Below are 19,396 nucleotides of genomic sequence, written 5' to 3'. Positions count from 1 at the left end.
TATGTCTCGTATTTCAGAGACATTAAGTAACGTGACGTAGCGCATCGTAGCGAAAGCGTCCCGTCCAAAAATGGATGATACCTTGCTAAACCGGGACATCTCAGACAATCCTTCGGGCATGTATTCATCAGAGACTTAACAAAATAATAAATCACGTTGCGGAAAGGGCAGTGGGAGAGTATAATGATGGTGTTGGTGCAAATAACGGAAATATTTTCGTAGTACTATTTGCAGAGATAACAGATATTTTTATGGAGGTACAATATGAGAAAAGTGACAAAACAAGTAATGGCAGTCGGCATTGCGATTGCGTTGGCGGCCACTTCCGTGCCAATGACCACGCAAACAGTAAGTGCAGCCAAGAAGACAGCAGCTAAAAAAGCTGGTAAGAAATCAAGCAAGAAATCGAGTAAGAAATCTAAGAATACGATTTCGTTGAAAGTTGGCAGTAAGAAAAAATTAAAAGTCAAGGGTGTTTCTAAAAAGACCAAGATCAAATGGAAGAGCAGCAAGAAAAAAGTTGCAGCCGTATCCAAGAAAGGAGTCGTAAAAGCCAAAAAGGCAGGTACGACCAAGATTACTGCAAAATATGGTAAGAAAAAGAAGGTTTGGACCGTAAAAGTCACCAAAAAGACAGCTAAGAAAGCTGGCGTTGCTTCTGTTGCTGTATTAGATGGCAAGACAGTGCGCGTAAATTTGACGGCGGCGAAAGCCTTAAAGGCATCTAACTTTGTGGTTCGCAAGAAAGCAGACGGATCAGGACAGTTTGCATACGCCCTGCGCGTTGCAAGTGTAACAAAGCTCAGCTCTAAGGTGTATGAGGTAAGCTTGGCTACCGATGATAACATCCCATACGATATAAATTATATTGAGGATGGTGATTATGTACAGGTAACAGTATCTGCATTACCGGGTAATAAATCAGGACAAACACAATTTTGTTATACAAAAAATGCAGAAGCCAGATACTTTACGGGAGTTGTTGGAGACAAGATAGAACGTTCCGTGGGATTTTCACAGAGTCATATCGGTTATTTAAATAGCATGAAGATCACCGGTGTGCCAAATGGTTTGACTGCCAAGATGCAAGGTGATTATTTCAAATTGGAGGGAACCTTAAAGACTGCCAAGGCAAGTATTATGACACTTACGGCAAAAGATGAAAAAGGTAAAAAACTGGTGCAGAAATATAGTTGTTATATTGGTAGTTCCAGCGTAATGTACAGCTATATTGAAGCTGGTGGAAGGGTGATCCTGGCCAATGACAATTCTTCTGAATATTTTGAGGTATATACCGTAGGTGGCTCCGGTGCTTATACGTATACATTACCATCTAATACCAACAAATATATTAGTTTTAATAGCGGTGACATTGTGTTTGACAGTTATCGTTATGATGGCAATGGAAATAAGAAGATATACCTGCCGGCTCGCAATTATAGTGTAGCTTATCAGGTAAAAGACACCAAGGGACATATCAATAAGGGAACATTGGCAGTCAATGCAGTGAATGGTGTGAAAGTGTCCGGGCGTGTACTTGCTGCAGATGGAACCGGAATTGATAATGCGACTGTAGTGGCTTCTTTTAAGAATGATAATAACAAGTATTATCGAAACGCCTGCTATGGATATAGTTATTCGAATGGAGATACTGATAGTTATGGTAATGCCAAGATGAAGTCAGGCGACTATAATATGATCGTATATCCATCGGTTCGCTATAATTTTTATGCATCTAAAAATGATGTTCGGCATACCGTAAGCAGTAAGCATGTTGGTAAGAATGGTGCAACCGTCAATTTCAAACTTGCGTTGTATAAAGTGTTATTATCCTGCGGCTCAGATGATCTGACTTGTTCGTGGTATGACAGTGACAGAGATTATCTAGGATATGGAAAAACATTATTTTTGAAAAAAGGAACTTATTCGATAAACGCAACGAAGAATTTTGTAGAATATAAGGCTACATTTGGTGTAGGAGGAAATCGTACTGTCAAACTTACCAAAGGTGAATCCTCAAAAGTTTATGGTTCACTCTCGCTTGACAATACTGTTTCAGTTCCGGCCGGTAATTACATGAAATTTATTCCGGCAGAGACTGGAAACTATACGATTACGATGGATTCGTCAGATCAGGAATACACTTCGATCAATGTATATACAATGGATGACTTGATCACTACAGCATTTAGTAAATCCAATCAGATCTATGACAACACTACGAACAGTTGGGTATATGAGAAAAATATAACCATGAATGTAGCGCTTACAGCCGGACGCGCATACTATATTCAAAACTATTGCAATTCCGATGATCGTACAGCAAGTCTCACGATCAGCAAAGAGGATACCGAGGAATGATCAGTGGGGCATGATAGCAGTCCGGCAGTGCACAGCCTGTTTTGTGCAGCAGGCATTGACGGTATAAGTTGTCAGCCAGTAAGTCTGTGTTCCAAAGAGAAATAGCATGCTTTGCCGATGCCTCTGTCAGTTTATGAAACTGACAGAGTGCATCGGCTTTTTTTGTAATGATCGGAAAATCATTGACCTGACGCAGCAGTCCGCTGGCAGAGCCGCGAAAACCAAGCAGATTGCCATAACTGACCGGGAGTTTGGTCTGTTCGCCGGTAGTATGAAGCAGCAGATGGAGTAAAGTGCGGCTGATGCGGCTATGAGTATACTGCTTCGTCTTGAGCAGCTCGATAAAATCAGAAGCTGTTTTGTACTTTGGCAGAAGATTGTAGATGCGGGCAGCAAGAGCGTCCGAAACATCTGCGCAGCGAGTCATGTCTTCCGGGGAACAAGTGGACAGTCTATAGTACAACATTTCCGAAAAGTCATCTAATGTAACCGGATAATGGTTTCTTGCTGCTTGCAATATATTGACTGCTTCTGCAGGAAGATAGTCGACAGGAATCTTGCCCTGAGTCAGAAAATAGTCACGAATACCGGTTGCTGAAAGATATTTATCCTTGGCTGTTGTTTCATGATAGCCGTGATCCTTTCGAGCAATCGTCACCGGTATGATCTTGCTGTGCAACTGTTTCAGTGCCAGCAAATATTCAATACCTAAAATATTATTTGGCGATTGCAGCAAAGAGGACGCCGTACTGCTGTTGTCTGGCGTGCTATCCATGTCTATGTGTTGTGGATGTGTCATATCGTTGAGCGTGCCATCCATGTTTGTGCTTTGCGGATGTGCTATATTGTCTGTTGGAGCATGCATCGCATATGCCTGTGCTCTGGCAGCCGGATAGGATAACCCCTTGCCGACCAGTTCACGGATCGTAGTCTCAAAGGCTTCTCCGGGATCAGCGAGAAACTGAGCGGCGTTCCATAACGCATGAATATCACCGCATTCTGATCCAAAGCAAAGGGTATCGACAAAGCCTAATCCCTGCAAAAGGCTGACTCCGCCAAATGCAAAATCCTTCGCACTGGCAGTGGCATAGGCGGTCGGCAGTTCAAATACCATATCGGCGCCACATTCCAGTGCGATCTGTGTCCGCAAATATTTATCCGTCCAGGCAGGGGTGCCACGCTGCACAAAAGAACCGCTCATTACAACGATAACATAATCGGCGTCTGTCATGCGGCGTGCCTGCTCGATCTGGTATTTATGACCATTATGAAATGGATTATATTCTGCAATGATTCCAACTGCTTTCATATTGTGTCTGCCTTTCTGATGTTGTGATATTAAAACACACGTTTTTCTCAATAATACTAGACAAAGAAAAATGAATCAAGTATACTTTTGTATGGATTCACATTCCATTTACAAGATTTGAGCCAGAGTGCACCCGACCAAATCTTATACGAAAAACGTGTGCACAGAAATGAGGTTTAAGATGAAAATTTTAGTAGTTAATTGCGGAAGTTCCTCTCTTAAGTTTCAGTTGATCGATTCCGAGACAGAAGAAGTAGCTGCTTCAGGACTTTGCGAGAGAATTGGACTTGACGGAGCTTTGATCTACAAAGTAAACGGAGATAAGATTAAGCAGGAGATTGATCTGCCGGATCATGAAGTTGCGATCAAGAAAGTATTGGATACTTTGTTGGATAAGGAAATTGGAGTGTTGACCTCCTTAGATGAGATCGGCGCAATTGGCCATCGAATGGTACATGGTGGGGAGAAATTTTCTTCTTCCGTTATTATAAATGAAGAGATTATCAAACAGATTGAAACGTGTAATGATCTGGCTCCATTACATAACCCGGCCAATCTGCTGGGTGTTCGTGCATGTCAGGAAGTTATGCCGGGCGTGCCGAATGTTGTAGTATTTGATACAGCATTTCATCAGACAATGCCATCCAAGGCATATTTGTACGCTCTTCCAAAGGAATATTATGAGAAATACGGTGTTCGTCGCTATGGTTTCCATGGAACCAGTCATAGCTTCGTATCCAAGAGACTGGCAGAACTTGCAGGACTGGATATTAACAATTCCCGTATGATCATTTGCCATATCGGAAGTGGTGCAAGCATTTCCGCGATCAAAGATGGTAAGTCTGTAGATACCAGCATGGGTATGACACCATTAGAGGGACTGATGATGGGAACGCGTTCCGGTGATATGGATCCTGCCATCATTGAGTTTATCTGTCAGAAAGAAAATATCACGGTACAGGAAATGACAACAATCTTGAATAAGAAGTCCGGTGCTCTTGGATTGTCCGGCTTATCCAATGATTATCGTGATCTTGTAGAAGCTGCACAGGGTGGCAATCAGGATGCGATCAATGCGTTAGATGTCATGGTATATCGTGTGATCAAGTATATCGGTGCATATTATATGGCACTTGGCGGAGTAGATGCCATTGCCCTGACAGCAGGTGTTGGTGAGAACAACTTAGAGCTTCGTGCCAAGATCGTTGAAGGTTTAGCTGCGATCGGTATCAAGCTGGATGTTGAGGCAAATGCAGTACGCGGTGATGAGCGTAAGATTTCTACCGATGATAGTGCGGCTCAGGTATGGGTGGTACCAACTAATGAGGAGCTTGCTATTGCCAGAGAGACAGCTCGTCTGGTCTGCAAATAAGATTCACAAAAAAAATGTTGACAAAGCAATCGTGAGTTGATATAATCGAGAAAGTGTTGCAAAAGGAAATGGATTACAAATAGGAGGTGGAAAGAAATGTCTATTTGCCCTAAAAATAAATCTTCTAAGTCTAGAAGAGATAAGAGAAGAGCTAATTGGAAAATGTCTGCACCAAACTTGGTAAAATGCAGCAAATGTGGTGCTTTAATGATGCCACACAGAGTATGCAAGGCTTGTGGATCTTACAATAAGAAAGAGATCCTTGCAAACGCTGAATAATGGACATTCCATATAGTACATGAAATAAAAAACCGATACGGAAACGTATCGGTTTTTTTGCTATTAGAGATTAAGGTGTCAAAAGTCCTTTTGGCACTTTAATCTTATTAAAGTAATCAAGCTGTGGGATGATATATTTGTTAAAGTAATCAGGCTGTACAATGATATATTTGTTAAAACAGCCAAGCTGTACGGCAGTCTATTTATAAAAAGCAGCCAAGCTGTGCTGCCACATAAGCAGGGAGCCATGAGGAACCATCATCTTCTGAAGCAGGTTCCGGAAGTGCTGCAAAACATAATTTGTCACGATGCTCTTGCTGAAACAGCAATAATCCGTCACAGTCTATTTTGCCGGAAACAGAGGGAATAAAATCGCCGGTCTTTCGGACATAACAGGTTGCAGCAGTTGCTGCCTTGCGATGTGCTTTATCGACAAACTCTGCCACACTGCGGTGGATGGCAGTGTCCTCTTCCGGCAGGTAATAATAATTTTTGTAATCCGGAATAAAATATTTCAATTCTTCATGAACACAAGGTATCGTCAACAATCCCAGAGAGTGCTCCAAGGTAAGTTCCAACTCTTTTTGCGGTTGGTCCCGGAATAGTTTTGGCCAAGGAATCGGTGCTGTGACATGGACTTTGCGGGGAACGGCTGCCGACAGTTCAAACGAGATCGTAGCCGCGCTGTAGCCGGGGCGGCGTTCTAATAGTGTGGCGTGTTCGATCCGGGCAGGCGATTCTTTTTTGCGTGTCAAGAGCAGTCGGTAGGTCAGAACTTTTACTAAGTGGAGCATACCGATCAGGTCATCGTGATTATGCAAGAGCAACAGATGTTCTTTGGCAGCCGCTTGTTCCGGGTGAAGCAGCAGATCTTGGCGGTAGCTGCTGTATACCTGGATGAGATCTCCGCCGGAATAAATATCTTCTCGGTCAATGCCGATAAACTGTTCCCAGTCTTTTTGTGCACCATGCGCCAAACCAAACAACTTCTTTAATGGTCGTAGCTGCAGCAGCATATCAAACGATCTTGTCTGCGTTGTGTCGGATAAGATGTCCTGACAATGGGAAGAAGGTGTGATGTGATATTTGTCGCATTTATTCAAAATATAGGGGATATCAAAGGTGCGTCCATTGAAATGGCACAGGCCATCATAATGTTCTAATTGCTCCAGAAAGCATGTTAGCATTTCCTGCTCACTGGCAGATGTGTCGGCGAACCATTGTGTGATCGTATATTGGTCTGCACCGGAAGCGTGTATGGTACCGATCAAATATAGGGAAGATGCACGTGGCGACAGCCCCGTGGTTTCAATATCAAAAAATAAAATACGTTCCGGATCCATTGGAAAAGCAGCAGCCGGAAGTGCTAATGTAATTGTATCTGTAATGGTTTTCATTCGTTTCCTCCGTTTGTGAAACATCGTTTGAGGACATTATAGACCATTTGAGTTTTTTGAGCAATTCGAGTATACTAATATGCAGAAGTGAGTAATGATGATAATGGTCTCTGTAGTGCGGCAAAGAATGGTAATAGTTGCACTTCGACAGGAACGAATTGGAATGGAGGGTGTTTATGAAGAAAACTCCATCAGACAGCAGTTATGAAAGATGGATACGTAAACAGAGAGAACGTGACGCAGATATGTTTCGCAGAGGAGAGGAACATTACAAGCATTTACGAGGGTTAAAAGGACGGATCCAAAATAATTTATCCGGATTTTTGCGCATCATATTGACAGCATTTATCGTTTTGATCCAGTTTGTAATGATAATAATGCTCCCGTTACTGCTACAAAATCAAACAGTGTATTTCTACTTTATATTGGAGATTGTTGCGGTGATCGCCATGCTGACGCTGATCAATAGCAGTCAAAGCCCGGCGTATCGGCAGGCTTGGATCGCATTAGCGTTGATCCTGCCGATCAGTGGATTTGTAATGTATTATCTGTGGGGAAGATCCAGCCGTAACAAAAAGAAGTTGGATCAACATATCTTGCGACAGATTTCTTATGGAAATCAGTTCTTGATACACGATGAGCAGGCATATCAGAAGTTTTTGCGGGAAAATCCTGTGGCAGGTCGTATGGTTAAGTACATGGAGACGGCAGAATTCCCATTGTCTGCGGCAAATGATGTGAAGTATTACCCGATGGGAGAAGATGCGTTTGAAGATATTTTTGCGGCGTTAGAACAGGCAGAAGACTATATTTTGATCGACTTTTTTATCGTTGCTGAAGGAGCTTTGTGGGATAAAACGTTTGAAATATTAAAACGGAAAGTAGCACAGGGCGTTGAAGTAAAGTTTTTGTATGATGACTTTGGTGCAGCAATCCGAACGGGTAAATATTTTTCGACGATGTTACAAAAAGCAGGAATTGACGTGCGTGTCTTTAATCCGATCCACAAATATACAGGCGAATTGTATATGAATTTCCGTTCACACCAAAAGATTGTTGTGGTAGACGGTAAAGTGGCGTTTACCGGAGGATTTAATCTGGCAGATGAATATGCAAATTTGGTAGAACGCTTTGGCGTTTGGAAAGATACGGGTGTTCGCGTGAGCGGTGAAGCGGTTTGGGGACTGACGATCGTTTTTCTGCAAATGTGGGAAGCGAGTTCGACCGACCCGGAACATGTTGGTTATTTGCGATATCGTGTTATGCCGGAAAGTACGGGCGATACGTATTGTCATGTGATCTCAGATGGCCCGGCCAACAATCCGTTTAATCCGATTGAGAGCATCTATAATCAGATGATCATGTATTCCGATGAATATTTGTATATTACGACGCCATATCTTGTTATCGAAGATTACATGAAGCAGTCATTGATCGAGGCAGCACAGAGAGGTGTTGACGTACGTATCATCACGCCAAGTATTCCGGATAAAAAACTGGTTAAAATATTGACATATTATAATTATGGCAGTCTTCTCAAAGAGGGGATCCGTATTTATGAATATACGCCGGGATTTGTGCATGCGAAGCAGATATTGACGGAGGATGCAGCAATCGTAGGAACGATCAATATGGATTATCGCAGTTATTATCTGCATTATGAAAACGGCATTTGGATGTCAGGAGAGCAGATACAGGAAGATATCCGCAAGGATTTTTGTGCTACTTTTGAGGAAAGTCATGAAGTTAGTTATGAAGAATGGAAGAACAGACCGCGAAGATATAAATTTATCGAGCCGGTGTTGAATTTGTTTTCCATTTTGCTGTAATAGATTACAGTATGTGCAGTGAAGGGCGCAAAAGTACCGAGATATATGCCTTTGTGGAAGAAACTTTGGAGGAGAGGAGAGAACGTACGATGTATACAAATGTGTGCAAGCACTGTCATCAGGTGTTTCGTTCGAAGATCCGTACTTGCTGCTGCAAGGATTGTCGTGATAAGGATGAGGATCAGTTGGATGATATTGTAGAATATCTGCACCGCTTCCCAAACAGCAATGCGCTGCAGATTTCAGAGGAACTTGGTATCCATCCGTATGTGATCTTGAAATATATGGAAGAAGGTTGGTTGTCTAAGTCTCATGGGACTTTTAGTCGGATACCGGACTAGTACATAAGAAAGATAATTGACGATGTTAATACCACGCCTGTGGTAATATGCGAAAACATGCATAGATCTGCAGGCAGAGAAAGGAATGTAGGATTAAGATGATCAGTTATGTTGCAGGAGAGCTGGTGGCAACGACAGCGACCAGTGTGATCATAGATCACCAGGGGATCGGACTGGAGGTATTGGTGCCGGATTCCTTGCTGTCAAAAATGCCGGTGGCAGGCAGTCAAGTGAAAATATACACGTACTTTTCGGTGCGTGAAGATGCAATGCAGTTGTTTGGGTTTGCGACACAGGCGGACAAAGACCTGTTTAAGCTATTGATCACGGTCAGCGGAATTGGACCAAAGGGAGGCTTGGCGTTGATGGGAACACTTTCCGGAGATGATATTCGGTTTGCGATCCTTTCTGAAGATGCCAAGACGATTGCAACTGCACCGGGAATTGGAGCGAAAACAGCCAAAAAACTTATTCTGGAACTGAAGGATAAGATTGATATGCAGCAGTCGATTGAGACGGCACTGGATGTAGGGGAGCAGTCGAAGACAGATATGACGCAGCATTCTTCTGCTCTGCAGGCAGATGCTGTCAGTGCATTGACGGCACTCGGGTATTCGGCAACGGATGCGCTAAGAGCAGTGCGGGCAGTTCCTGCGGCAGAGAACATGACGGTAGAAGAACTGCTTAAGCAGAGCTTAAAAAATATGTAAAACAAAGTCAGACGAAAGGAATTAATAACGGATGGCAAAGAGAAGCATTACAACGGAGTTTACGAATGAAGATGCAGGGATAGAGACCAGTCTCAGACCGCAGTATCTTCGGGAGTATATCGGACAGGAAAAAGTAAAGAGCAACCTTAAAGTGTATATAGAAGCTGCTAAGGAGCGAGGGGACTCTTTGGACCATGTACTGTTGTACGGCCCGCCGGGACTTGGTAAGACAACACTTGCCGGGATCGTGGCAAATGAGATGGGGACGAATCTAAAGATCACAGCGGGACCTGCCATTGAAAAGCCGGGTGAGATGGCTGCTATCCTCAATAATCTGCAGGATGGAGATGTGCTGTTTGTGGATGAGATCCACCGGTTGAATCGCCAGGTAGAAGAGGTATTATATCCTGCGATGGAGGATTTTGTGATCGATATCGTGATCGGGAAAGGTGCAGCGGCACGGTCGATCCGCTTAGATCTGCCAAAGTTTACATTGATCGGTGCAACGACAAGAGCCGGCATGCTGTCGGCACCGTTAAGAGATCGTTTTGGGGTTGTGAGCCGTCTGGCGTTCTATACGGTAGAAGAGCTGCAGGAGATCATTTTGCACTCTGCTAAAATATTAGAAGTAGAAATTGATAAAGATGGTGCTTTGGAGCTTGCCAGACGATCCAGAGGGACGCCGCGCCTTGCTAACCGGCTGCTCAAGAGAGTGCGTGATTTTGCACAGATCAAGTACGATGGACGTATAACGAAAGAGGTGGCTGATTTTGCGCTGAATTTATTAGAGGTTGATAAGCTGGGGTTGGATCAGACGGATCGACAGATCCTCATGACGATGATCCAAAAATTTGGCGGTGGGCCTGTAGGATTAGAAACGTTAGCCGTATCGATCGGAGAAGACCCGGGTACGTTAGAAGATGTATACGAACCCTATCTTGTTCAAAATGGACTGATCCTGCGAACGCCGAGAGGCCGTGTTGCATCAGATGAGGCGTATTATCATTCGGGATACCGAAAGAATAAAACATAGAAAGCAAGAGACACAAAGTAACTATGGTACCTGCGGCTCTAAAATGAGCCGGGAAAGGAATGATCGTATGAAATTTACAAAGATGCATGGGTGTGGCAATGATTATGTATATGTGAACTGCCTGGAGGAAACGGTGAAACATCCGGATAAGGTAGCACAATTTGTGAGTGACCGCCATTTTGGCATCGGATCGGATGGACTGATCTTAATTGAGCCGTCTGAGGTGGCAGACTTTTGCATGGCGATGTACAACGCTGATGGTTCCCGTGGAGAAATGTGCGGCAACGGAATACGCTGTGTTGCAAAATATGTCTATGATTACGGGCTGACCGATAAAACGAAGGTGTCGATCGAGACGTTAGCCGGTATCAAATATATTGATATGGAAGTACAGGATGGTAAGATGAAAACGGCGAAAGTGAATATGGGATCGCCGATCCTCTGCCCGTCAGAGATTCCGGTAACGATCGGAGAGAAGCAGTGTGTGAATGAGCCATTGATCGTGGAGGGGAAAGAGTATCATGTAACAGCGGTATCTATGGGAAATCCTCATGCCGTTGTTTTTGTGGAGGATACTGCATCACTTCCGTTGGAAAAGATCGGACCGGGTTTTGAGCATCATGAAGCATTTCCGAAGAGAGTAAATACAGAATTTATTCAGGTGTTAAACCGCAGTGAGATCAATATGCGTGTTTGGGAGCGAGGGGCCGGAGAGACACTTGCTTGTGGAACAGGAACGTGTGCGGCTGTTGTAGCCTGTGTATTAAATGGCAAAACGGATGAGAACGTAACTGTACATTTGCTGGGAGGCGATCTGTATATTGTCTATGATCGTGAGGCAGAGACAGTATTTATGACGGGACCGGCTACGGTTGTATTCGATGGGGAAATCGATATCACAGATATTGATGTGTAGAATGTAAGAGACAGAGAATATGATGTTGTTTGTGGTTAGGAATGTAACAGAAATATAGATAGGACAGAAAGGATGAGCAGAATATGAGATTATCACAGTTATTATTGGATATGGATTATACGGTACTGCAGGGGGAGCAGGACCGCGAGATCAGTACCTTAGTATATGATTCACGTAAGGTAGAGCAGGATTCTGTATTTGTATGCATTAGCGGGGCAGTGCGCGACGGACATGATTTTGCACCGGAAGTTGCCGCAAAAGGCGCTGCGGTGTTGATCGTGGAAAAGGAAGTTACCGTTCCCGATGAGGTTACCGTGATCCGGGTGGCAGACAGCAGGTTAGCGCTTGCACAGCTTTCAGCAGCATATTTTGACCATCCTGCCAAAGAACTGACAACGATTGGAATTACCGGAACCAAGGGGAAGACAACGGCAACGTACATGGTTCGTTCGATCTTGGAGGCATCCGGCTTTAAGACCGGCTTGATCGGAACGATCGAGACGATCATTGGAGATACGGTGATCCCATCGGTGAACACAACTCCGGAATCGTATGTTGTGCAGGAATCTTTCCGCAAAATGGTGGACGCCGGATGCAAATGCGTGGTGATGGAAGTTTCTTCACAGGCGTTGATGTTACACCGTGTAAGCGGTTTTGTATTTGATTACGGCATTTTTACAAATTTGGAGCCGGATCATATCGGTCCGAATGAGCATAAGGATCTGGCAGACTATATTCATTGCAAGAGCCTTTTGTTTAAGCAGTGTAAACACGGTATATTCAATGCTGATGCACATCATCTGGATGAGGTATTGGAAGGTCATACGTGTGAAGTGGAGACATATGGATTTGGAGAAGATGCAGATCTTCGCGCGTCTAATGTTCATTTGATGGATAAAGGCGGCACGCTTGGTGTTGCTTACCACATGAGTGGGGCATTGGATATGGACGTTGAGATTGATATTCCGGGCACATTTAGTGTGTATAATTCGATGACGGCGATTGCGATCTGCAGACATTTCGGAGTACAAAAAGAGACGATATTGAACTCTTTATCGCAGATCCGTGTGAAGGGGCGAGTGGAGATCCTTCCGGTTTCTTCTAAATTTACGCTTATGATCGACTACGCACACAATGCTATGAGTCTTGAGAGTCTCTTGTCTACGCTGCGAGAGTATCATCCAAAGCGTCTGGTGTGCCTGTTTGGATGTGGTGGTAACCGTTCCAGAGAGCGTCGCTTTGAAATGGGAGAGGTTTCTTCTAAGATGGCAGATCTGACGATCGTGACTTCGGACAATCCGCGTAATGAACAGCCGGAAGCGATCATTGCAGATATCGTCACCGGCGTGGAAAAAGCGGATGGAAAATACATCACGATCATTGACCGAGCCGAGGCGATCCGTTATGCGATCGAGCATGCACAAGAGGGTGATGTTATCGTTTTAGCCGGTAAAGGACATGAAGATTATCAGGAAATCTGTGGCAAGAAATACCATATGGATGAGAGAGAACTGGTGGCAGATGTTGTCAAAGACGGCAACTTCCTGCAGTGATGACAGAACCGAAAGGAATGTAGGGTTTATATGCTATTTGCAGATATTATCATCGATATATCGGTGAAAAGTCTAGACCGCCCGTTTCAATATCGTGTACCGGATCCGTTACAGGCGGACGCGGTGATCGGCGCATTGGTCGATATTCCATTTGGCAAAGGAAATCGAACAGTGCAGGGATATATTATCGGGTTGTCAGATCAGGCGAAGTTTGACATTCGCCGAACCAAAGATATTATAGCAGTTGTAAAGCAGGGCGTCGTAGCACAGTCGCACCTGCTTTCCCTTGCTTACTGGATAAAAACACATTACGGCGGCACGATGAATGACGCGATCAAGGCTGTTATGCCGGTGCGGCGTGAAATCCAGATAAAAGAGAAAAAGCGTGTCATACCGATCCCAACAAGGGAAGAGCTTAGAAAGATACGCGAGGAACTGGCAGGCAAGCATCAGACGGCAAGAGTGCGGATCATAGATGCTTTGCTGCAGGCAGAAGACTATGCAGACGGGATGGATTATGATGTGCTTTGTAAGGCGCATAAGGCAACGCTATCTGTACTTCGAGCAATGCAGGACAAAGGATGGATCCGTATAGAGGTGAGCAGATCTTACCGCAATCCCTATCACACACTTCATGCGGCAGACAAAGAAGTGATATTGAATGAGCAGCAGCAAAAGGCTGTAACGCAGATCTGTGGCAATATGGATGCGGGACAGCAGCAGGTATATCTGCTGCATGGTGTTACCGGAAGCGGAAAGACGGAAGTATATATGCAATGTATCGAGCATGTCATCCGCAGCGGCAGACAGGCCATAGTGCTGATCCCGGAGATCGCACTCACGTTTCAGACAGTACAGCGCTTTTATGCGCGTTTTGGAGACAGAGTTTCGGTTATGCATTCCAGACTATCTGCGGGAGAGCGGTACGACCAGTTTGAACGTGCGCAGATGGGAGAGATCGATATTATGATCGGGCCGCGATCTGCATTGTTTACGCCGTTTGAGCGACTGGGGATCATTGTTATGGATGAGGAACATGAGTCCAGCTATCAAAGTGAAAATGTTCCGAAATATCATGCAAGAGAAGTTGCCGTACAGCGTGCCAAGATGCTTGGGGCAAGCGTGTTACTCGGATCGGCGACACCATCGCTGGAAGCATATTATCATACGACCACAGGGGAGTATACGCGCATTGAACTGACGGAGCGCGCCGGAGGGGCTTCACTGCCTCGTGTGGAAATTGTGGATCTGCGGGAAGAACTGGCAGCAAAGAATTTCTCGATATTTAGCCGGAGTTTAACGGGTAAGATCCAAAAGAGACTGGAACGAGGCGAACAGACAATCTTATTTTTGAATCGTCGCGGATTTGCAGGCTTTGTGTCCTGTCGCAAATGTGGAGAAGTCGTTGGCTGTCCGCATTGTGCCGTGTCACTCAAACCGCACAGCAGAGCTGGCAAAGTAACGCATCTGACCTGCCATTATTGTGGCTATACGATTCCGATGCCACAGACTTGTCCCTCCTGTGGATCGAAATACATTGGCACTTTTGGACTAGGCACAGAGCAGGTAGAACAGATGGCGGCAAGCAGATTTCCGGGTGCAAGAGTACTTCGCATGGATGCGGATACGACCGGAGGCAAAGAGGGGCATGACCGGATCTTAAAGCAATTTGCGGCGGGAGAGGCAGACATTTTGGTAGGAACGCAGATGATCGTCAAGGGCCATGATTTTGCGAAGGTAACATTAGTTGGCATATTGGCGGCAGATCTGTCGCTTAATGTAGGAGATTACAGAGCGGCAGAACGCACTTATCAGTTGCTGGCGCAGGCGGCAGGACGGGCAGGACGTGGCGATCTTGCCGGAGAAGTTGTCCTGCAGACCTATCAGCCGGAGCATTACAGCATTACCTGCGCAGCAGATCAAAACTACGTGCAATTTTATAAGCAGGAAATTTTAATGCGTCAAATGTTGCAATATCCGCCCGTTTCCCATATACTAGGAGTATTGGTGCTTTCTAAGGATGAGGCGTTAGCGACGTCATTTGCAGATGAGTTAGCGGACATGCTTCGTGGCACAGAGGGGCTTGTACTTTTGGGACCGTCAGAGGCACCGATCGCCAAACTCGGGATGTATATCGATATATGATATATGGAAAATCGGCGGAGTATGAGTGCTTGGTACGGGAAAAAGATCGATTAGAACAGTACATTCGGCAAAGAGGACTGTCAGAGCATTTAAGTGTTCAGTTTTCTTTTGATCATGAATAAAGGAAGGAAGAAAAAAATGGCATTAAGAACAATTCGAGTAATGGGAGATGAAATATTGACAAAGCAGTGTCGCCCGGTAAAGGAGATGACACCTAGGATTAAAACATTGATCGAGGATATGTTAGAGACGATGTATGACGCAGAGGGCGTAGGTCTTGCAGCACCTCAGGTTGGTATTTTGAAGCAGATCTGCGTGATTGATGTTACACCGGAATGTGATCATCCGATCGTATTGGTCAATCCGGAGATCATTGAACTTAGCGGAGAGCAGATCGGACAGGAAGGCTGCTTGAGTGTGCCTGGCAAAGTTGGTATTGTAAAACGCGCCAATTATGCGAAGGTAAAAGCATTGGATGAAAATATGAATGAGATCATTGTGGAAGGGGAAGAGCTGTTAGCGAGAGCCTTGCAGCATGAAATCGACCATCTTTCCGGTACGCTGTATGTCAGCAAGACGGAAAATGGGATTCAGGACGTAGAGCCGATCGAGTAAATGATCTCATAGGATGACGATAGAGAGGCAGACTGCAGAAGACAGTGCCTGATTAGAGTGAGACAAAGGAGTGGACAAAGCATGCGTATTGTATTTATGGGGACACCGGACTTTGCGGTTCCGACATTGGAAACTCTGATACAGAGCGAACATGAAGTAGTTGGTGTTGTGACACAGCCGGACCGACCGAAGGGAAGAAGCGGTAAGCTGCAGTTTTCTCCGGTGAAGGAAGCCGCCGTGGAGGTGCAGATTCCGGTATTTCAGCCGGAGCGCATAAAGGACGGAACGTTTTATCCGGTCTTGCAGGAACTTAACCCGGATGTGATCATCGTTGTAGCATTTGGCCAGATATTACCCAAAGAAATATTAGAACTGCCAAAATACGGATGCATGAACGTGCATGCGTCCTTGTTGCCAAAGCTTCGTGGTGCAGCACCGATCCAGTGGTCTGTTATTGACGGAGATCCGGAAAGTGGCGTAACGATCATGCAGATGGATGAGGGACTGGATACCGGAGATATGTTGATGGTTCAGAAATATACATTGGATGCCAAAGAGACCGGGGGCAGTTTGTTTGATAAATTGTCACAACTTGGCGGTCCGATGATACTAGAGGTATTGAAACAGGCAGAAGCCGGAGAACTCCATCCTGTTCCGCAGGGAGAAGAATATACGTATGCCAAGATGCTTTCCAAGGAGACAGGAAAGCTTGATTTTACCAGACCGGCGGTTGAATTAGAGCGTTTGATCCGAGGACTTAATCCGTGGCCGAGTTGTTATACGGGCTTACAGGGTAAAATGCTAAAAATTTGGGATGCAGATATTGTCGATGCGGAGCAGCAGGCAGCAGAGCAGATCGAGAAAGGCCGGTGCGGTCAGATCGTATTGATTGATAAAAATCGCTTGTGGATCCAGACAGGAGATGGCTGCCTGAGTGTGCAAAGCTTGCAGCTCGCCGGCAAAAAACGAATGAATATTGCAGATTTCCTGCGCGGCATGCAGATTGACTGCGGAACGATACTTGCCTGTGATTAGGCAATAGAAAGGACAGTAATACCATGGAGAAACGGCAGACGCCACAACAGAATATGCGAAATGTACGTGCCATTGCGCTGGATATTCTCCTGCAGGTGATGGAAGAAGGCAAGTATTGTGACCGGACATTACACCGTACCTTAAATAGAGAGGATACGTTGTCCAAACAACAGCGTGCGTTTCTTACCAGATTAGTAGAAGGAACTGTTGAACAGGCAATCCGTTTGGATTACATCATAGATTGTTTTTCAAAAACAAAAGTGGTCAAGATGAAACCGGTGATCCGTGAAACACTGCGTATGGCAGTATATCAGTTGTTCTATATGGATCAAGTGCCTGACAGTGCAGCCTGCAACGAAGCTGTGAAACTGGTACGTAAACGTGGTTTGAAAGGTCTTAGTGGATTTGTCAATGGCGTTCTTCGAAGTGTTATCCGTGGCAAAGATCAGATTAAATATCCAGATGCGAAAGATTTTATTTCCTACGCATCCATCAAATATTCGATGCCGGGTTGGATCATTGAATATTTTTTAGAAGAATACAGTGAAGCTGAAACAGAACAGATCCTGCAGGGTTTTATGCAGAAGGAAAGTGGTGTAACCGTGCGGTGCAATCTGAATCTGCAAAATCCGAGCGGAAATCCGGATCTTGCGGTTCCTGAGATCATAGAGTCTTTGGAGCGGCAGCAGGTAACAGTACAGCCCGGAAAATGGTTCCCGTATGCCCTTCACTTATCCGGCTTTGAGCGAGTGGATTCTATGGAGGCGTTTGTGAGAGGAAGACTGCAGGTGCAGGATGAAAGTTCGATGCTTGTTGGTGCTGTTTCCGGGATCAAACCGGGACAAGAGGTATTGGACGTTTGTGCAGCACCGGGCGGCAAATCTCTGCACGCAGCGGATTTATTGGCAGGTACCGGTGTAATCTTTTCTTGTGACTTAAGCGAGACGAAAGTGCATTTGATTCAGGAAAATATGGAGCGCGCCGGGGTAGATCATTGCGAACTGTACCGTCAGAATGCCAGGATCCTTCGCAAAGATTGGATCGATTCGGTGGATGTTTTGATCGCAGATCTACCGTGTTCCGGACTGGGAGTCATCGGTGGCAAATGTGATATTAAATATCACACGCATCGGGAAGATATTGATGAGCTGGCATCGCTGCAGCGAGAGATCTTGCGGGTTGTCAGCCAATATGTACGGCCGGGTGGTATATTGCTATATAGTACGTGTACCGTTGCAAGAGAAGAAAATAATGATAACGTTTCGTGGATCGAGGAGACACTTCCGTTTGTGCCGGTTTCGATCGAGGAAGACCTTCCGGAATCGCTGCGAGGAAAGACCGGTAAAGAGGGATATTTGCAAGTGTTGCCGGGAAATGGATCGGATGGTTTCTTTGTGGCAAAATTTCAGCGAAAAGGAATATGACAAAGTAATTAGGAAAGAAGGAGTGGACAGATGCAGAAAGTGGATCTTAAAAGCATGACATTTGCTGAGTTGCAGCAGTTTGTGGAAGATCTTGGAGAGAAGAAATTTCGCACAACGCAGTTATATCAGTGGATGCATCAAAAAATGGTCAAAGAATTTGCGAGTATGACCAATCTGTCCGCAGCGTTTCGTGATAAATTAGAGGAGCAGGCGGCGTTAAATGGTTGTACCATGGTAAAGCGGCAGATTTCCGCAGATGGTACGAACAAGTTTTTGATGGAGCTTAGTGACGGTAATAAAGTAGAGTCAGTGTTGATGAAATATCATCATGGCAATAGCGTTTGTATATCCACTCAGGTGGGCTGCCGGATGGGATGTCGTTTTTGTGCGTCCACGGTAGGCGGCTTAAATCGCAGTCTGACAACCGGGGAAATGCTAGAGCAGATCTATGAGGTACAGCGGATCACCGGAGAGCGTGTCTCTAATGTGATCCTTATGGGAATTGGAGAGCCTTTGGATAACTACGAGAATGTTGTACGTTTTATTCGAATGATTTCGGATGAACGGGGACTGCATATCAGTCAGCGAAATATAACATTGTCGACCTGCGGTCTTGTAGATGGAATCTATCGTCTGATGAAAGAAGATTTAACGATCACACTTGCAATCTCATTGCATGCGCCGAATGATGTACTGCGCCGGGAAATGATGCCGGTTGCCAATCGGTATTCGATCGCAGAGATCTTGAAAGCATGCCGGGAGTATGTGGATCACACCGGACGCCGAGTTACATTTGAATATAGCTTGGTGGATGGGACGAATGACAGCGCAGAACATGCAGAGGAGCTGGCGGATTTGCTGCACGGTCTGAATTGCCATGTCAACCTGATCCCGCTGAATCCGGTGGAAGGGCGTATGGGAGAGCGATCCAAGCGTACCAAAGTATTGGAGTTTCAGAAAATATTGGAGAGCAGGCATATTACCGCAACGATCCGTAGAGAGATGGGAAGCGATATTGATGCTGCCTGTGGTCAGCTGCGCGGTAAAAATATATAATTCGTGGAAGATAAATCCCGT

At 45.1% G+C, this 19,396-nt stretch carries 17 protein-coding genes; 15 read left to right on the top strand and 2 right to left on the bottom strand.

All coding sequences use genetic code 11. The features are described 5' to 3' along the window. Positions 1 to 264 precede the first annotated feature (264 nt). Positions 265 to 2,361 carry an Ig-like domain-containing protein gene (locus tag DW981_RS08980; RefSeq protein ID WP_118507475.1) on the top strand — a complete coding sequence of 699 codons (2,097 nt, stop codon included), beginning with the start codon at positions 265 to 267 and terminating at the stop codon, positions 2,359 to 2,361. On the opposite strand, the gene DW981_RS08975 is transcribed toward DW981_RS08980, so the two are convergent. Further along, positions 2,336 to 3,670 carry a nucleotidyltransferase family protein gene (locus DW981_RS08975; RefSeq protein ID WP_118507474.1) on the bottom strand — a complete coding sequence of 445 codons (1,335 nt, stop codon included), beginning with the start codon at positions 3,668 to 3,670 and terminating at the stop codon, positions 2,336 to 2,338. The two genes, DW981_RS08980 and DW981_RS08975, sit on opposite strands and share 26 nt — an antisense overlap. Positions 3,671 to 3,851: 181 nt before the next feature. On the opposite strand from DW981_RS08975, the gene DW981_RS08970 reads away from it, so the two are divergent. Together DW981_RS08970 and rpmF are read left to right on the top strand one after the other, a co-directional pair. After that, positions 3,852 to 5,042, top strand: a complete 1,191-nt coding sequence (locus DW981_RS08970) for an acetate kinase (RefSeq protein WP_022024244.1) — start codon at positions 3,852 to 3,854, stop codon at positions 5,040 to 5,042. A gap of 96 nt (positions 5,043 to 5,138) precedes the next feature. Then, entirely contained in the window at positions 5,139 to 5,321 is a 183-nt protein-coding gene (gene rpmF / locus DW981_RS08965; protein WP_022024243.1) for a 50S ribosomal protein L32, read from the top strand. Between the two features lie 203 nt (positions 5,322 to 5,524). On the opposite strand, the gene DW981_RS08960 is transcribed toward rpmF, so the two are convergent. Beyond that, positions 5,525 to 6,718, bottom strand: a complete 1,194-nt coding sequence (locus tag DW981_RS08960; protein WP_182434207.1) for a ribonuclease H-like domain-containing protein — start codon at positions 6,716 to 6,718, stop codon at positions 5,525 to 5,527. Between the two features lie 176 nt (positions 6,719 to 6,894). On the opposite strand from DW981_RS08960, the gene cls reads away from it, so the two are divergent. The 12 genes from cls (at position 6,895) to rlmN (ending at position 19,375) form a co-directional block, all read left to right on the top strand. Further along, on the top strand, positions 6,895 to 8,547 hold the full coding sequence (gene cls, locus DW981_RS08955) for a cardiolipin synthase (RefSeq protein ID WP_118507472.1): 1,653 nt from the start codon (positions 6,895 to 6,897) through the stop codon (positions 8,545 to 8,547). An 89-nt stretch (positions 8,548 to 8,636) separates the two neighbouring features. Beyond that, positions 8,637 to 8,888, top strand: coding sequence for a MerR family transcriptional regulator (locus DW981_RS08950; protein ID WP_022026149.1), 252 nt, complete (start codon positions 8,637 to 8,639; stop codon positions 8,886 to 8,888). A gap of 98 nt (positions 8,889 to 8,986) precedes the next feature. Beyond that, positions 8,987 to 9,598: a Holliday junction branch migration protein RuvA gene (gene ruvA, locus DW981_RS08945; protein ID WP_022026150.1), complete on the top strand. Its 612-nt coding sequence runs from the start codon at positions 8,987 to 8,989 to the stop codon at positions 9,596 to 9,598. Between the two features lie 31 nt (positions 9,599 to 9,629). After that, entirely contained in the window at positions 9,630 to 10,631 is a 1,002-nt protein-coding gene (gene ruvB, locus DW981_RS08940) for a Holliday junction branch migration DNA helicase RuvB (RefSeq protein ID WP_118507471.1), read from the top strand. Between the two features lie 67 nt (positions 10,632 to 10,698). After that, positions 10,699 to 11,547, top strand: a complete 849-nt coding sequence (gene dapF, locus DW981_RS08935) for a diaminopimelate epimerase (protein ID WP_118507470.1) — start codon at positions 10,699 to 10,701, stop codon at positions 11,545 to 11,547. 83 nt (positions 11,548 to 11,630) lie between these two features. Then, entirely contained in the window at positions 11,631 to 13,100 is a 1,470-nt protein-coding gene (locus DW981_RS08930; protein ID WP_118507469.1) for a UDP-N-acetylmuramoyl-L-alanyl-D-glutamate--2,6-diaminopimelate ligase, read from the top strand. A gap of 30 nt (positions 13,101 to 13,130) precedes the next feature. After that, positions 13,131 to 15,245, top strand: coding sequence for a primosomal protein N' (gene priA, locus DW981_RS08925; protein WP_347474550.1), 2,115 nt, complete (start codon positions 13,131 to 13,133; stop codon positions 15,243 to 15,245). Next, a complete protein-coding gene (locus DW981_RS16180) occupies positions 15,242 to 15,367 on the top strand; it encodes a hypothetical protein (RefSeq protein WP_347474549.1) in 126 nt (41 codons plus the stop codon). The genes priA and DW981_RS16180 overlap by 4 nt, the downstream gene beginning before the upstream one ends. Positions 15,368 to 15,383: 16 nt before the next feature. Further along, positions 15,384 to 15,860, top strand: coding sequence for a peptide deformylase (gene def, locus DW981_RS08920; protein ID WP_022024709.1), 477 nt, complete (start codon positions 15,384 to 15,386; stop codon positions 15,858 to 15,860). Positions 15,861 to 15,941: 81 nt separating this feature from the next. Next, on the top strand, positions 15,942 to 16,895 hold the full coding sequence (gene fmt / locus DW981_RS08915; protein ID WP_118507468.1) for a methionyl-tRNA formyltransferase: 954 nt from the start codon (positions 15,942 to 15,944) through the stop codon (positions 16,893 to 16,895). Positions 16,896 to 16,918: 23 nt separating this feature from the next. Continuing rightward, the gene (rsmB, locus tag DW981_RS08910; RefSeq protein WP_243034702.1) at positions 16,919 to 18,319 is read left to right on the top strand and encodes a 16S rRNA (cytosine(967)-C(5))-methyltransferase RsmB; all 1,401 of its coding nucleotides are present in this window, start codon (positions 16,919 to 16,921) and stop codon (positions 18,317 to 18,319) included. A gap of 30 nt (positions 18,320 to 18,349) precedes the next feature. Beyond that, positions 18,350 to 19,375: a 23S rRNA (adenine(2503)-C(2))-methyltransferase RlmN gene (rlmN, locus tag DW981_RS08905; protein ID WP_118507467.1), complete on the top strand. Its 1,026-nt coding sequence runs from the start codon at positions 18,350 to 18,352 to the stop codon at positions 19,373 to 19,375. The last annotated feature ends 21 nt before the right edge of the window (positions 19,376 to 19,396 follow it).

This window comes from Clostridium sp. AM49-4BH (genome assembly GCF_003478335.1).
Classification (GTDB): Bacteria; Bacillota; Clostridia; order Lachnospirales; family Lachnospiraceae; genus Butyribacter.
This window is presented reverse-complemented; position numbering and strand designations above follow the sequence as displayed.